This window comes from Clostridium sp. CTA-19 (genome assembly GCF_054767855.1).
In genome coordinates, this window is the sequence record NZ_BAAABH010000030.1 from 12,479 (window position 1) to 28,046 (window position 15,568).

The following is a 15,568-nucleotide window of genomic DNA, read 5'->3' on the forward strand; positions in this document are numbered from 1 at the left end:
TACTTATAAGTTTTAATACTTTTTTGTTTAATTTGTGATGAATTTGTGAAAATTGTAATTAAAGCACTTTATCTTTAGGGATTATGAAATAAAATTCTACTCCAGATTCTTTCAAGTTTCTAGCACCATATGAAAATTCATGTTTTAATAATATTTCTTTTGAAATAGATAAACCAATTCCCATTCCTCCACTACTCTTATTTTTTAAATATCTATCCCAAACTTCACCTATAAATTCTTCATCTATTCCTTTCCCATTATCTCTTATGCTTATTTTCACATTATCGCTTACATTTTTTAATATTATTTTTATAGAATCTCCACAGCTATGTTTTATACTGTTATCTATTAAGTTATAAATTACTCTATATAAGTAAATTTCATCACCTTTTATAAAAATATCATTATTTAAGTTATTTATAACAGCTATTTCAAAATTATCATTACTCATAAAACTAATCTTTTTTACACATTCCTTTATAATATGAGTAATACTAATTCTTTCGAAATTCATATTAACTTTGCCCTCTTTTATTTTTGAAAGTTGTAATATTTCAGATACTAACCTGTTTAACCTATCAACTTCTTCAATTATGATTTCACTATATTCTTTTACCTCTTCTCCTTTTACTAATTCATCACCTATTGCCTCACTATAATTTTTAATAATACTTAGGGGAGTTTTAAAATCATGACTGACATTAGCTATAAATTCCCTTTGCAAATTATATTTATAGCTTATTTCCTTAGACATTTTTTTAATACTTTGTGCCAACTCCTCTATTTCATCTCCTGTTTTGACATTTATATGTACATCAAAATTTTCTTTTGCTATTTCATCTGAAGCCTGTTTTAAATCTATTATAGGCTTTGTAAATCTTCTTCCAAGATAAATAGCTAATGGATTTGATATTATAATAGAAACCATAAATATAATAGCTAAAATTAAATATATTAAATTTATATATTCTTTTGTATCATAATAACTTTTCATTACAACTATGTATCCAGAATCTGTAGGTTTTTTATATGTTAAATATTTTTCTCTTTTATTAGTAACTAAAGTGTCCTTTTCTTTCAACTTTTCTACATCTACTTTATTTAACCACATCATTTTCCCAGGTCCAAAACAATGTGAATTACCACCTTCACTAATTATTCCTAATACTAACGAACTACTATATGTTCCATACATTTTATATTCTGATTCTATTTGACCACTTATCTTTTCTAACTCATTATATTGTTGCTTTATGTATACTTTTCCTAAAAGAACTGTTGAAAAAATATATCCCAATCCCATAACAAGAACTGTGGATAATAAAAAGTATTTTAAAATTCTCTTAGTTATTTTATTCGTTCCTGTCTTCAAGTTTATAACCTACCCCCCACACTGTCTTTAAATTCTCATTAAAATATTTTACTTTTTCTCTTAAATTTTTAACATGAGTATCTATCGTTCTAGAATCTCCTATAAAATCATAACCCCATACCTTTTCTAAAAGTTGTTCTCTATTAAACACTATATTCATATTTCTAATCAAAAAAGTCATTAAATCAAACTCTTTAGGTGTCAAAGTTATAATACTACCAAACTCCTTTACTAGATGTTTTTCTACATCAACTATCAGATTATCAATCTTAAAATTTTCACATTTATTTTCCTTAATTGTATTAATTCTAAGCTTAACTCTTAATACAAGTTCCCTCATACTTATAGGTTTTACCATATAATCATCTGCACCTAACTCTAATCCAAATATTCTATCTTCCTCATCCCCTCTAGCGGTTATCATGATTACAGGGACTTTAGAATTTAATGATTTTGATTTTCTTAACAAAGACCATCCATCTTTTTTAGGTATCATAACATCTAAAATTATAAGATCAAAAGTTTCATTTTCTATAAGTTCATTTCCTTCAAAACCATCTTTTGCACATATAATTTCATAACCCTCTTTATTTAAATATAGTTTCATAACATCTCTAAGTTTTTTTTCATCTTCAACTATTAATATTTTACTCATAATGACACCTCACCCTTACTTACTATATAGTTTATAAGTAATTATACATATTTTTAATAGAAATTTACTTATTCTATTATACTTTTAACATTAAATTTATAATAGAAAATAGCTGTTTAAAACAACATCTTACTATTATTTTAAACAGCTACAATTAAATTATAAACTATTTATTGCATTTTCTATTCTATTTAATGCTTCTTCTATAATTTTTCTACTAGTTCCTATATTCATTCTTTGGAATTGTTCTCCTGCCTGTCCAAACATCTTTCCATTATTTAATCCTACTTTGCATTTATTTATAAAGAATTTATTTAATTCATCATTACTCATATTTAATTGGGAGCAATCTAACCATAATAAATATGTGCCCTGTGGTCTTTGAACTTTTATCTTAGGAATTTTATTTTCAAAATAATTTAGTACAAATTCTACATTTTCATTTAGGTAATCCATTAATTGATTATACCACTGTTCACCATTAACATAAGCAGCTTCTAAAGCTACTGCCCCCATTATATTAGGACCATGTATACAATGCTTATCTAATTGAATTTCAAATTGTTTTCTTAATTTTTCATTTTGTATGATTATATTAGCTGTTTCTAAACCAGCAATATTAAATGTTTTATTTGGTGCTGTACAAATAATTGAATTGTTTGCAAATTCATCATTTATTTGTGCAAATACAGTATGCTTATTTGGTTTATATACTATATCACCATGAATCTCATCGGAAACAACTAGTATATTATTTTCTATACATATTTCACCTAACTCTTTTAATTCCTTCATTGTCCATACCCTACCTCCTGGATTATGTGGACTACAAAGAATTATCATTTTTGTCTTGTCTGTAATTATTTCTTTTAAATTTTCTAAATCCATTTTATAATTACTACCATCATAAACTAACGGGTTTTCTAAAACTTCACAATCATTATTTTTTATTAATCTATAAAACGGATGATAAACTGGAGTCTGTAAAATAACTTGGTCACCAGGTTTTGTAAATGCTGCAATAATACTATTAACTCCTGGTACCACTCCTGGCGTAAATTTTATCCAGTCTTTTTCTATTTTCCATTGAAACCTTTTTTGCATCCAATTAATTACTGACTTATAGTAAGAATCTGGTGAATATGTATAACCAAACACTTCATGTTTTAATCTTTCTTCCATAGCTTTAACTATAGCTGGTTCTACCCCAAAATCCATATCTGCAATCCACATAGGAATTACATCATCTCTTCCAAATATAGCTCTGCGATTATCCCATTTAGCACAATTAGTACCTATTCTATTAGGAATTTCATCAAAATTATATTTCATACTAACCCCTCCAAAATTTGACCTTATTTTTATTTACTTTGATTATATGTCTATTTTCACATTATGTCTAATAAGTAAGTCTATTTTTCTATTTTAAAATAGAAAAAACTGATTAATTCAAATTCATAATAAACTTTAAACTAATCAGTTTGTCTAAATATATACTATTTAACTTTTTCTATAGATTCTTCAGCAAAAGTTTTTGTTACTATTTTTTCATATGGAGCTCTTTTATCTAATTCTTTTGCCATGTCCATTACATCCATCAATCTATTAAGACTTTCTTCTTCAAGTATTGGATTTTGGCACCAAGCATCTATTGATTTATATCTATTCACAACAGTTACTATATCCTCCATCTTCATATCATTGAAAAATGGTGCTATTGATTTTGCAATTTCTTCTGCACTATGGTTTTGTACGTATATTTGACCTTTGTATATTGCATTTGTAAAACTTTGTATTGTTTGTTTATTTTCTTTTATATATTTATTTGTTGCTGAATAAGCTGTATACGGTATTTCTCCTGACTCTTCTCCAATTGATGCAACAATATATCCTTGTCCTTGCTTTTCAAGAGATGTTGCTGATGGTTCAAATAATGTTACATAATCTCCTTCTCCTGCTGTAAACGAACCTGCCATAACATTAAATTGAATATCTGTTCTAACATTAACTTCTCCATTTTCTTTATTGGTTCCGATTTTTAAATTATTATTTTTGATTGTATACTCTAATGTCATTTCAGGCACTCCACCTTTTCTGCCACCAAGTACTTCTTTACCCTTTAAATTCTCAAATTTAAAGTTATCTTCCTTATCTCTTCCAACTAAAAAGCTACCATCTCTTTTAGTAAGTTGAGCAAAATTTATTGCATAGTCATTACTTCCTTGATTATAAACATATATAGATGCTTCTGGCCCCATCAGCCCAATTTGAACTTCATCTGATATTAATGCTGCCATAGTCTTATCAGCACCTTGTGCTGCTATAAGTTCAACATCTAATCCTTCTTCTTTAAAATAACCTTCATTTATAGCTACATATTGCGGTGCATAAAAAATAGAGTGTGTTACTTCTGCAACCTTTATTTTAGTAAACTCTTCATTCTTATTTCCACAACCACTAAAAAACATTGAACATATAAAAGCGCTGGTTAAAACAGCTATTAACTTTTTATATCTTTTCAATTTTTTTCACCTCATACATCTTTAATCTAATTAAGTCAAAAGAATCACTAATTATTATCCACATTTTGTTTTGACTTATAAATTTTTTCTATTACATTTACAACTTCGTACATTATAAGCGCACATACAGCTAATACTACAACACCCATCATAACTAAATCTAACCTAAATACTTGCCCTCCATATACTATCAAATACCCAATTCCGTATCTTGATACTAAAAATTCACCTACTATTACTCCTACCCAAGACATTCCTATATTTATTTTTATTATATTTATTATATTTCCTATATTAGATGGTAGAATTAATTTTGTGAGAATTTGACTTTTGGTAGCTCCAAAACTTCTAAGCATTTTTATTTTTTCTTCATCTGCATTAATAAAATAATTATATGCTGACAATATAGTTGTAACTACAGATATAGTTACAGCTATAACTACAATTCCTTTTATTCCAGCACCAGCCCAAACTATAAGAATAGGTGCTAATGCGGTTTTAGGAAGTGCATTTAGAACTACCATAAAAGGATCTAATATTTTCGCTACTGTTTTAGACCACCATAACATTATAGCAATTATAATTCCTAAAACTGTACCAATAGTAAAACCTAAAACTGTTTCCCATACAGATATGCCAACGTGTTTAAACAATTCACCATTAGAAACATATTCTTTAAATAAAACATATATATCTGATGGCTTACTAAATAGAAATGTATCTATAATTTTTACTCTAGCAAAAACTTCCCAAATTACTAACAACATAACTAGTAAAAACATCTGCCAAAATAATATTTTATATTTATTCTTTTTTCTTTCCTTTAAAAACTTTTCATATTCTGAAAGAGATGAATTATTTTTCATGAACATCCAACTCCCTCCAAAGATTATCAAAATAATCCTTAAATTCTGGTGCTTTCCTTGCTAAAAGCGGTGTTTTTTCATTAGATACTGTTAAATCTATATCATATATATTTTTAATATTTGCCGGCCTTTTAGATAAAACAGCAACTTGATCTGCCATTGATATTGCCTCAGATATATCATGTGTTACTAATATTGTTGTTTTATTTTCATTTTTAATTATTTTATATATATCGTCACTTACCATAAGCCTTGTTTGATAATCCAAAGCAGAAAAAGGTTCATCTAAAAGTAAAATATCTGGATCAACAGAAAGTGTTCTTATTAAAGCCACTCTTTGCCTCATTCCTCCAGATAACTCTCTAGGATATCTATTTCTAAATTCCCATAACCCATAATTTTTCAATAATTTATTTATCTTTTCCATAGCATCATCATTTAATTTTTTTTGTATTTCAAGTCCAATAGTTATATTATCAATTATGGTTCTCCATTCTAATAGATGATCTCTTTGAAACATATAACCAATTTTTCCTTTTATATTTATATCTCCTGCTGTTGGTTTTAACAAATTACTTAATATATTTAAAAGTGTTGACTTTCCACTGCCTGATGGACCTAAAATGGCTAAAATTTTACCTTCTTCTAAAGAAAAACTTAAATTTTCTAAAACCTTAAGTTCTCCATCTACAGTATAGAAATTCATTCCTATATTTTTCACATCAACAATAGAGGACACTTTCTCACCTCCAAACTATAAGCTTAGAAAATAACTATTTTATTTTTCATAACTCTATAATCTATATATTAATATGTTATTTACAAAATAGTTGTTTTGTGATAGTTTTATTACTTTTTTGCAATAAAAAAGAAGTAGTTTGTATAAACTACTTCTGTATTAACTGTTTTTTATTTTTAATATCTAATTTTTTATTTTTAAAAGGATTTTTACCTTTTCCTATTAGTTGAAAAAAATATATTATTTTAGAAACTGAAAATAATATGTCATTGCTTTTAGATATAGCTACCTTTTTACCCATAGCTTTACCGCCGACAGTCATAGCTGCAATTACAGCACTTATTGTAGCTGCAATTAATATTTGATTAAGATTAGGTTTTGCCTGCAATATTTTAGAAACTATTACTACACCAACAGAACCACTGATAATCCCTGCAACGTCACCTATAACGTCATTACAAAAGTTAGAAACTTTACTTGCATTTCTAATTAATTTTACAACTATTTTTGCCTCTGGAACACGCTTTGATGCCATAGAATGGAATGGAGTTTCGTCACCAGCTGTAACTGCTGTACCTACAATATCAAATACTACACCTAAAAGAATTATCCCAAATAATATTGCTAAAGCTACTAATATATTCACCTTAGATAATGTGGATTCTGATATTAAAGATACTGTTCCACTTATAACAAAAGTTGTTATAACGATTGTTATAAGCCATCTTCGCTCACCATTTTCCTGTTTTGAATTTTTATTTTTATTACTCGTGCCCAATTATATCCTCCTAATTTTTTATATACTTAATTATAATTTTCAATATACATAATTAAAGGATTAAAAAGTTAACTTTTAAATCTATTTATATAATACTCAAAATTACAATTACTTATTCTTATAAATTATTAATATTTTCAATTAAACAAGTGGTGACACATTAAGTTAATTTTACGGCTTAGGTCTAGCAGGATTTCCCATAAGATAACTAAAATGTCGCCATTTTAGCAGTTTCCTTTGAATATCTTATCTATGCTAACGCATAGGGCCAGATTACCACTTAGTCCGCACCACAATCCCTAATATGTCTCTTTTAGAACAGTCTAGGAGATTTCCTCAACAGTTGGGTATCTTTTTATCCTCTTTTGCAACATAGGTTTCAGTAAGCAATTAATAACACTTCTTGGCCTAGAATTGTTATCTCAACCTAACCTCCCCCTATATCACTCAAGGCAAGCTACACTGCACATAGCTAAACTCACCACATTACAGGTTTAATCCATTGCCGTACTTTAGACATCTCTTCTAAAGCACATACAATGGTCTCCACGGAAGTAGGATCAATGACCACATGCCTTTGCGTCTGTCCCACAACCTTAACTCCCAGCACCAGCCCAAAACTGGGCGTCTCAAGCCAGCACCAGGAACTTCATCGATATGCTCTTCAACGGATTTTTAGCCCCGTCTTCAAAGATACTTACCCGACTAGAATACTGCACCACTTATTATATTGTAATATATACTATAAAGTGTTTTTAACTAATTGTAAATGGCTTTTAACTTCGTATTTTAATTAAAATTGACCTTGTAATTTAACTAAACAATCAAATCTCCTTCAATCACACTATAGAATGTCCAAGCTTTCATTTTTAAGTTAATTATATTGTATTTACTAATTTAAAAATTTGTTATTAAATTTTTTTGAATTTTAGAACAATTTTTGTAAGTACTTAGTTTACTAGCATACCACTATTTCTCCAAATTTCTAACACTTAATTTTTTCATCTTTAAGATATAATTCCCATTTAAATAGCCACAAATTACATATCATATAATTTGTTTGTATTATTAATTAAATCGTCTAAATAAAAGTCTTGTCCTTCATATTCAACTAATGTTTTACTACCTTTAACCAGTATACAAGTTATTATTGATAAAATTCCTATAATAAATAATAACATCATTACATATTTAACTGAAATAAATTCACTTAAAATTCCTGCTACTAACGTCCCTAATGGTGCTAATCCCATAGAGAAAGTACGTAAAATAGATAGAACTTGCCCTCTTTTATTAGCTGGAATCACCAACATCTTAGTACTATCTAATATTACATTAAATATTCTATTAAAAAAGGCCATAGTAAACATTATGATCATCATTAAAACATAATTCTTCATTAATGGCAAAAAAAATATAGTTATAGAAAAAATAATTAAACTGCATACATATGCTTTAAATTTCAACTTTCTTTCTAATTTAATCATAGTTAATAAAGTACTTGATATAATTGCTCCAATTGAAAACACTGTCATTAAATATCCATATCCCTTAACGCCTAAAAAACTTATTTCAGTACAATAAACCTTTAACAACATCATTCCGCCTGAAAAGCAAAAGTTTAATATACTATTACATAAAAATATATTTCTTAAAGTTTTAAACTTCCATACAAATCTAAACCCTTCTTTAAATTCTTCTTTAAAATCTACTTTGAAATTCTTATTAACTGTAGATTCTACACTTATAAATATTTCTGTAAATGCTGAAAATAAATATGATAATCCATTAAACAAAAACAAATATGATGCTCCAAGTGTTATATATAAAACTCCTCCAATCCCATTCCCTATCATATTCATTCCTGATTGAGCTAAGCTAGTTGCTGAATTCGCTTGAACAAGTCTTGATTTCGGTACTATATCTGGTTTTATTGCCATAACTGCTGGATTAAAAAATGCAGCACATATACCGCTTATGACTGCTACCACAAAAGCCATCCATACCTCTATTACTCCAATAATTGCACTTATACCTACCACTGTAATTAATATACCTCTTATAAAATCTGTTATAACTATAACTTTTTTCTTATTATATCTATCCACAAGCACTCCAATAAAAGGACCTAAAACTATCCTTGGTAGCATAGTTAGTGTAGTTAAAAGTCCCATAATTGTAGTTGAACCTGTAACATCTAGTATCCAAAATTCTAATGCAAATATGTATAACATATCCCCTAAAGCAGATACCAATTGCCCCTGCCATAACAAAAAAAAGTTTTTATTCCAAAGTTTTTCTTTTTTTATTTCTAAATAAGTATTCCCCATTTTATTAGTACCTCTTTAACTATACATAATTATCATTTAAAATTTTTAATGCATATTATTTGTTTGAATAATTAACTCTTCTATGGAACATTCTTCCCCTTCATACTCTATCATTTTTTTACTACCTTTTATCAATCCACATCCTATTGTAAACACACACCCTATTGTAAACAATATAGCCATAGCATACCCTGCTGACATAAATTCACCTAAAACACCACCTATTAAAGTTCCTAATGGTGCTAATCCCATGGATAATGTTCCTGCAATAGCTGACACTTTTCCCCTCTTATTAGCAGGGATTACTAATATCATGGCGCTATCAAATAAATTATTAAATACAACCATAAAGAAAGCCATAAAAAACATTATTACTACCATCATTATATAGCTACCTGCTAAAGGTATTAAAAATGCATTTGCCGAAAAAAATAATAAACTAATTAAATATACTTTAAATTTATTTTCTTTTTTTATTTTAAATACAGATAATAAAATGCTAGCCAAAATTGCTCCTACTGAATATAAAGTCATTAGGTATCCAAATCTCTCTATTCCTAAGAACTCTACTTCTTTACAATATACTTTAAATAATATCATTGCTCCGCAAAAACAAAAGTTTAACATGCAAGCACAAGCGAATATATTTCTTAAAGTTTTAAACTTCCACATAAATTTAAATCCTTCCTTAAAATCTTCTTTAAAAGTTACTTTAGATTCTTTATTAACTATATGTGGAATTCTCATAAACATTTCAGTAATTGCAGAAAATAAATACGATAGTCCATTGAATAAAAATAAATATGGCGCACCAATTGTTACATATAAAACTCCACCAATTGCACTTCCTACCATACTCATACCTGATTGCGCTAAACTAGTTGCTGAATTTGCTTGAACCAATTTTGACTCATGTACTATTTCTGGTTTTATTGCCATTGCTGTTGGATTAAAAAATGCTGCACATATACCACTTATAACACCAACAACAAAAACCATCCAGACTTTTATGAACCCCATAATTGCAGCAACTCCAACAAATGTAACAAAAATTCCTCTAACAAAGTCTGTTATAACTATAATTTTCTTTTTATTCCATCTATCAACAAAAACCCCTGCAAAAGGGCCTAAAATTACCCTTGGTAACATTGTTAGTGTACTTAAAAGCCCCATAAGTCCAGTTGAACCTGTAATATCCAATATCCAAAACTCTAAAGCCAACATATATATGACATCACCTAAAACAGATACTAGCTGTCCTTGCCAAAGTAAGAAAAAATTCTTATTCCATAGTTTTATTTTTTCATTTTTAACTGGTTTAATTTCTCCCATATATCCATCCCCTATATTATAATTTTTTATATCTAGTATCCAGATAGGCCCTCTTGTCTACATTTCTTTTCTACTTTGTTAAAAGTTAAAATTCCAAGAAATAAAAATACAAACATTGATATAACTAATATTAAAAATTCATATTTTAAATCCATAAACGGAGTTTCTCCTATAATCAGCACCCTTGCACTATTATTCATATATGTTAATGGAATAATAAAACTTATAGGAAGTAAAAATCTTGGTAATACTTCTATAGGAAATGTTGATCCTGAAAATCCTTGAATTATTCCATCCGATACATCTATTACTGTATTTTCATTTTTTATTATAAGAACTAAACTTGCTACAATTAAACCTAATCCCATAAGTGAAAACAGAAATGGTATTAAAAATATTATGCATTTTAATAATTCCTTACTAAAGACATTGAAATTAAAAGCTAATCTACAAATAACACCAACAAGTATTACTTGAAATGTAGCAGTTATAAATTCAAATATAGCATTAGCTAAAACTAATACTATTCTATTTACCGGTGTTGTCCAATTTGATTCTAAAACTCCATCCCACATTTCTTCCTTCAAACTATACCCTATAGACCACATAGTATTTGAAGAGTAAACTGCTATCATAAAACCTATAACCATAAACCCTACATAATTATCACTTCCGGTAAATTCTTTAAAGCCAGCAGTTCCTCCAAATCCTTTAGCCATTAATATTTGTGGTGTCAACCATATTAATGGCATTACAAAAATCATCAATACATTTAATGGGTATCTAAAATATATTTTTGCCCTTATTATAATTTTTTGTTTTATAACCCTTAATACATGCTTAAAACTCATAAAAATCCCCCTAAAATCGTGATAGTGAACCTTCTTCTCTTACCTTTCTTTCTAATATCACAAATATTAACCTTCCAATAATAAAATATATTACTCCTAGTACTAGACATATCATTAATGGTTCTATTGTCTCAATTAGACTACTACCATTTAACATGACAGCCCTTGCAGCCTCAATTCCAAATGTAAATGATAATGATTTAGAAATTATTTGCATAAAATTTGGCATAACAATTATAGGAAAGGATATACCTGCAAATACCATAACTATTCCTCTTACTATATGAACAGCTACATTAGCTTCTTTAACCCATAAGACTAAACTTGCCAGTATGCTTCCAATCCCAATAACTCCTATTAGAATTACAACAAAAATTACTATCCATTGAAGTAAATTTCCTTTTAACTGTAATCCATATAAAACTTTATATTCTAAAATAGATATAAATACATATATAAATGATCTTATTACCGTTACAACTGAACCACCTATCATAATGTCAAATTTATTTATTGGACATATCCATAAAGACTCTAAAGTCCCTTTTTTCTGTTCACTTCTTAAAAATGATCCAAAACTCCATAATGTCATGTTTACCCACATATACACTAGTGAACCAATAAGAATATACCCTTTAAAATCTGAATAACCTGTAATTTTCACAAAATTACCAGCAAGACTTCCATCTTTACCAGACAATACTCTAGCATTTAATATATAAACCAAAGGAAATACTGCCGGCCAAATAATTAATCCTATTATCCAATCTCTATATCTTACGAGTTCTATTAATCCCTTTTTCCCTATTGCCATTATTACCTTAAGCCTTTTCATATTTACTCACCTACTCTCTTAAAGCCTTGCCTGTTAATTTTATAAAAACATCCTCCAAAGAAGGCTTTAAAACATTGATATTGCTAATGCTTGTATTAAATTTATTTAATATATTTAAAATAGGCTGTATTATATCTGTGTCATCATTATGGTGGATTAATATTTCATAAGTTCCTTTATTGGATAAATATGTGGAATTAACATTTTCTATTAAATTGATTAACTGTAATTCTTTTAACATTTCTTCTTTTACATTATCAACCTCAATTTTTAAACTGCTAATATCTGAGATGCTTTCTTTTAAATTATCTGGTGTATCAAGAGCAATAATTTCTCCATTATCAATTATTGCAATTCTATCACATAAAAAATCTGCTTCTTCCATATAATGTGTAGTTAATAAAATTGTTTTACCTTCATTTTTCAATGACAATATTATGTCTCTTAAGTTTAATGCAGATTGTGGATCTAATCCTAAAGTAGGTTCATCTAGTAAAATTATTGGTGAATCAGGTATGAGTGCCTTTCCCAATGCAACCTTTTGCTTCATACCTGTAGAAAATTTTTCCACCGTCATATCTGCTTTATCAATTATACCTAATCTTGTCAACATTTTTTCAGTTCTTTCTTTCCCCTCTTTTGAACTAAATCCATACAAACTTGCAAAATATTCTAAATTTTCTCTCGCCGTCAACTTCCAATATACACTTCTGTCCCCTGCTAAAATACTTCCTATCTGTGATAAGGCTTTTATTTGCTCTTTTTCACTATCTATTCCATTAACCATTATTGTTCCATCTGTTGGTCTTAAAAGTCCCATTATCATTTTTATAACAGTTGTTTTTCCTGCTCCATTAGGCCCTAAAAGTCCAAAAATCTCCCCTTTTTTAATATTAAAACTTACATCTTTTACAGCTTTAAATTCTGTTTTTTCAATAGTTTTAAAAAATTTTTTCTTCTTTACTATAAAAGTTTTCTTAACATTTTTTATTTGTACAATTTCTCCCATAAAATCCCCCTAAAATGTACCTTTTTATAAAATTAAATATTAGAATTTCATTTTAAAATTCTAATATTTAATTCTTTAAGCTAAAATTTTAATTTATATTATAATTTTTACACAGCTTCCGTCATGTTCTTCTATATCAACTATAACCATACCCTTACAACTTTTTTTCAAATCTTTAAATGCTTTTTTTAATATTCTTTTATCAATGTTTTTTAATATCTCTAATGATTCTTCATTTATTTTAGAGTGTGAATTTTTATTTTTCCTTCCATACTTTCCAGCTAATGATATGCAGTTTATAGCTATGGATATACAAAACATAGGAATTGGTATAATGAATTTTCTCCCCATATTTTCCTTTATAATTATTTTCATAGTTCTACCTACTTTATTACTTTTTAATTAACATTTTTCAAAATAAATTTATTTTATTTCAACTATTACAATATCGCCTTCTGCACTTTCAACTTCTACAATTCTTCCTGTAATTCCTTGATCTATAGCATTTCTTATTAAGTCCATATCCACCTTATCCTCAACTTTTGACATAGATGGAATTTTATTAGTTGCTGCTAACATTAACTTTATAAATTTTATAGGTATTTTTATTTTAACTTTGTCTCCATCATCAGAAATTACAAAAACATACAACATAATTTCACTGTTTTTAGGAGTTTCAGCTATAAATTTCTCCCCTTCTTCTTTTAACAGTTGTATTTGAGTTTCATCTAATTTTTTTGATATATTCTTATTATCATATTTATCTTTAATTTCTAAATTTTCCTCTTCACTATTTTTTAATGATGCTATAAGGCTTGCTCCAGTTTCTGCATCAATTTTTCCTTCTTCTATCATTTTTAAAACTCTTAAAATTTCTGTTTTCATATTTTCCTCTCCTTTTTTTGAATTTTCTGTATATTGTTTCAATAGGTTCTTATATATTTTTAAGAACCCTTTAATTATTTTAATAAATTCATTGCTTCTTCTGCTGTTATTTTCCCATTTTCAAGCATATCTAAAATTTCATTATTACTCGATGTTTTAACAAATTCATCTTCTTTAGGTACATTTAAATTAAGTGACTCAACAACATCATCCAATTTTCCTCTAACCGTTGGATAAGAAACACCTAGTTCCTTTTCAACATCTTTTATACTTCCTCTACATTTTAAAAAAACCTCTATAAAATTTAGCTGATCTTTTGAAAGAGATTCAAACTTAGAGAACATAAATTCATTTTCTATAACGGTGTTACATTTATTACACTTTAATTTAATAATTTTCAAACTATGATTACATACAGGACACTTACTAAGAACTTTATACATATTATAAATTCCTCCTTATATTAACAATTATATGCTAACCATTCTCTTTAGTAAACACTTTTATTGAATATTTTTATATTTAAATTGATATTTTAAATTTTATTCATAATTTTAATTAAATAAATTAATATATGTATTAATTTATTTAATTTTCTAACCAGATTTCTTTTAATGAATTTATTATATTTTTCAAGTTTATAACCTCAACTACTTTTACCCCACCAATCTCTAATACTTTATCATTAGCAAAAATTATAAACAATTCTTCTGAATTATTCTTTTTTAATATTACCAAATTATAATCTTCACATTGAATATCATCAAATCTTTCTTTTATATCCTCTATTATACTAACTACATCATTAATAGAAATCCCTTTTATTTTAAGTAATTTATCAAATAAACTCAATGCAACACTTTCTGAAAAATTAAATTCCAAACAATTACCAAAATTATATTTATATAATGTAAGTGTTGCTACAGAAACTAGTTTTCTTTCTAATAACAATTTTTCATTTATTTTAAAATTTTCTGGTTTAGATGAAAACATATTTGCCATATCATCTAAAGATACTTCATCTTTTAATGTTATTATTTTATTTATCCTCTCCAAAACCTCTTCTCGTGGAAAAAAAGTTTCTTGACCTGTAAAAGTTGCTATTTTCATAAACCATTCTTCTGGTATTACTTTTTTTCTTTTCCATCTATAAAGTTGTCCATAAGAAATTCCTGTTAATTCTAAAAGTTCTTTTTTTGAAATTAAATCTTGTTCCATATTAAAAACCTCCTTTTTATAGATGTTTATTTATTATATATACAGTATAGCAAAACATTGTTATACTGTATATGAATTTAAAATCTTACTAGACAGCAATATTCATCTATATCTTTAATTCTCTTATAAGATAATTCACAATATAAACACATAATTTTTATTAAAAATCATATTAA

At 27.2% G+C, this 15,568-nt stretch carries 16 protein-coding genes; all 16 read right to left on the reverse strand.

Annotation, left to right across the window (positions count from 1 at the left end; all coding sequences use genetic code 11):
• Positions 1-58 precede the first annotated feature (58 nt).
• The 16 genes from ACYUE0_RS14230 to ACYUE0_RS14305 all read right to left on the reverse strand — a co-directional run bounded on the left by ACYUE0_RS14230 (position 59) and on the right by ACYUE0_RS14305 (position 15,392).
• Complete coding sequence (locus ACYUE0_RS14230) at positions 59-1,372, reverse strand: sensor histidine kinase (RefSeq protein ID WP_061994711.1); 1,314 nt, start codon at positions 1,370-1,372, stop codon at positions 59-61.
• Positions 1,353-2,027, reverse strand: coding sequence for a response regulator transcription factor (locus tag ACYUE0_RS14235; RefSeq protein WP_460271093.1), 675 nt, complete (start codon positions 2,025-2,027; stop codon positions 1,353-1,355). The genes ACYUE0_RS14230 and ACYUE0_RS14235 overlap by 20 nt, the downstream gene beginning before the upstream one ends.
• Positions 2,028-2,186: 159 nt before the next feature.
• Positions 2,187-3,359, reverse strand: a complete 1,173-nt coding sequence (locus ACYUE0_RS14240) for a MalY/PatB family protein (RefSeq protein ID WP_199870600.1) — start codon at positions 3,357-3,359, stop codon at positions 2,187-2,189.
• Between the two features lie 164 nt (positions 3,360-3,523).
• Positions 3,524-4,549 (reverse strand): ABC transporter substrate-binding protein, encoded by a 1,026-nt coding sequence (locus ACYUE0_RS14245; RefSeq protein WP_199870612.1) that lies wholly within the window; start codon positions 4,547-4,549, stop codon positions 3,524-3,526.
• A 47-nt stretch (positions 4,550-4,596) separates the two neighbouring features.
• Positions 4,597-5,421, reverse strand: a complete 825-nt coding sequence (locus tag ACYUE0_RS14250) for an ABC transporter permease (protein WP_460271094.1) — start codon at positions 5,419-5,421, stop codon at positions 4,597-4,599.
• Positions 5,405-6,154 carry an ABC transporter ATP-binding protein gene (locus tag ACYUE0_RS14255; RefSeq protein ID WP_061994714.1) on the reverse strand — a complete coding sequence of 250 codons (750 nt, stop codon included), beginning with the start codon at positions 6,152-6,154 and terminating at the stop codon, positions 5,405-5,407. The genes ACYUE0_RS14250 and ACYUE0_RS14255 overlap by 17 nt, the downstream gene beginning before the upstream one ends.
• A gap of 148 nt (positions 6,155-6,302) precedes the next feature.
• Positions 6,303-6,932, reverse strand: coding sequence for a hypothetical protein (locus ACYUE0_RS14260; RefSeq protein WP_460271095.1), 630 nt, complete (start codon positions 6,930-6,932; stop codon positions 6,303-6,305).
• A gap of 1,040 nt (positions 6,933-7,972) precedes the next feature.
• A complete protein-coding gene (locus tag ACYUE0_RS14265) occupies positions 7,973-9,262 on the reverse strand; it encodes an MFS transporter (RefSeq protein WP_460271096.1) in 1,290 nt (429 codons plus the stop codon).
• Positions 9,263-9,307: 45 nt separating this feature from the next.
• Positions 9,308-10,594: an MFS transporter gene (locus ACYUE0_RS14270; RefSeq protein ID WP_460271097.1), complete on the reverse strand. Its 1,287-nt coding sequence runs from the start codon at positions 10,592-10,594 to the stop codon at positions 9,308-9,310.
• Between the two features lie 32 nt (positions 10,595-10,626).
• Entirely contained in the window at positions 10,627-11,445 is an 819-nt protein-coding gene (locus ACYUE0_RS14275) for an ABC transporter permease (RefSeq protein WP_460271098.1), read from the reverse strand.
• A gap of 10 nt (positions 11,446-11,455) precedes the next feature.
• Positions 11,456-12,280, reverse strand: coding sequence for an ABC transporter permease (locus ACYUE0_RS14280; RefSeq protein ID WP_460271099.1), 825 nt, complete (start codon positions 12,278-12,280; stop codon positions 11,456-11,458).
• Positions 12,281-12,290: 10 nt separating this feature from the next.
• Positions 12,291-13,289 (reverse strand): ABC transporter ATP-binding protein, encoded by a 999-nt coding sequence (locus tag ACYUE0_RS14285; RefSeq protein WP_460271100.1) that lies wholly within the window; start codon positions 13,287-13,289, stop codon positions 12,291-12,293.
• Between the two features lie 93 nt (positions 13,290-13,382).
• Complete coding sequence (locus ACYUE0_RS14290) at positions 13,383-13,664, reverse strand: hypothetical protein (protein WP_460271101.1); 282 nt, start codon at positions 13,662-13,664, stop codon at positions 13,383-13,385.
• 48 nt (positions 13,665-13,712) lie between these two features.
• The gene (locus ACYUE0_RS14295) at positions 13,713-14,174 is read right to left on the reverse strand and encodes an SHOCT-like domain-containing protein (protein ID WP_460271102.1); all 462 of its coding nucleotides are present in this window, start codon (positions 14,172-14,174) and stop codon (positions 13,713-13,715) included.
• A gap of 74 nt (positions 14,175-14,248) precedes the next feature.
• Positions 14,249-14,617 carry a DUF2089 domain-containing protein gene (locus ACYUE0_RS14300; protein ID WP_061994723.1) on the reverse strand — a complete coding sequence of 123 codons (369 nt, stop codon included), beginning with the start codon at positions 14,615-14,617 and terminating at the stop codon, positions 14,249-14,251.
• A 145-nt stretch (positions 14,618-14,762) separates the two neighbouring features.
• The gene (locus ACYUE0_RS14305; RefSeq protein WP_460271104.1) at positions 14,763-15,392 is read right to left on the reverse strand and encodes a DUF4004 family protein; all 630 of its coding nucleotides are present in this window, start codon (positions 15,390-15,392) and stop codon (positions 14,763-14,765) included.
• Between the last annotated feature and the right edge of the window lie 176 nt (positions 15,393-15,568).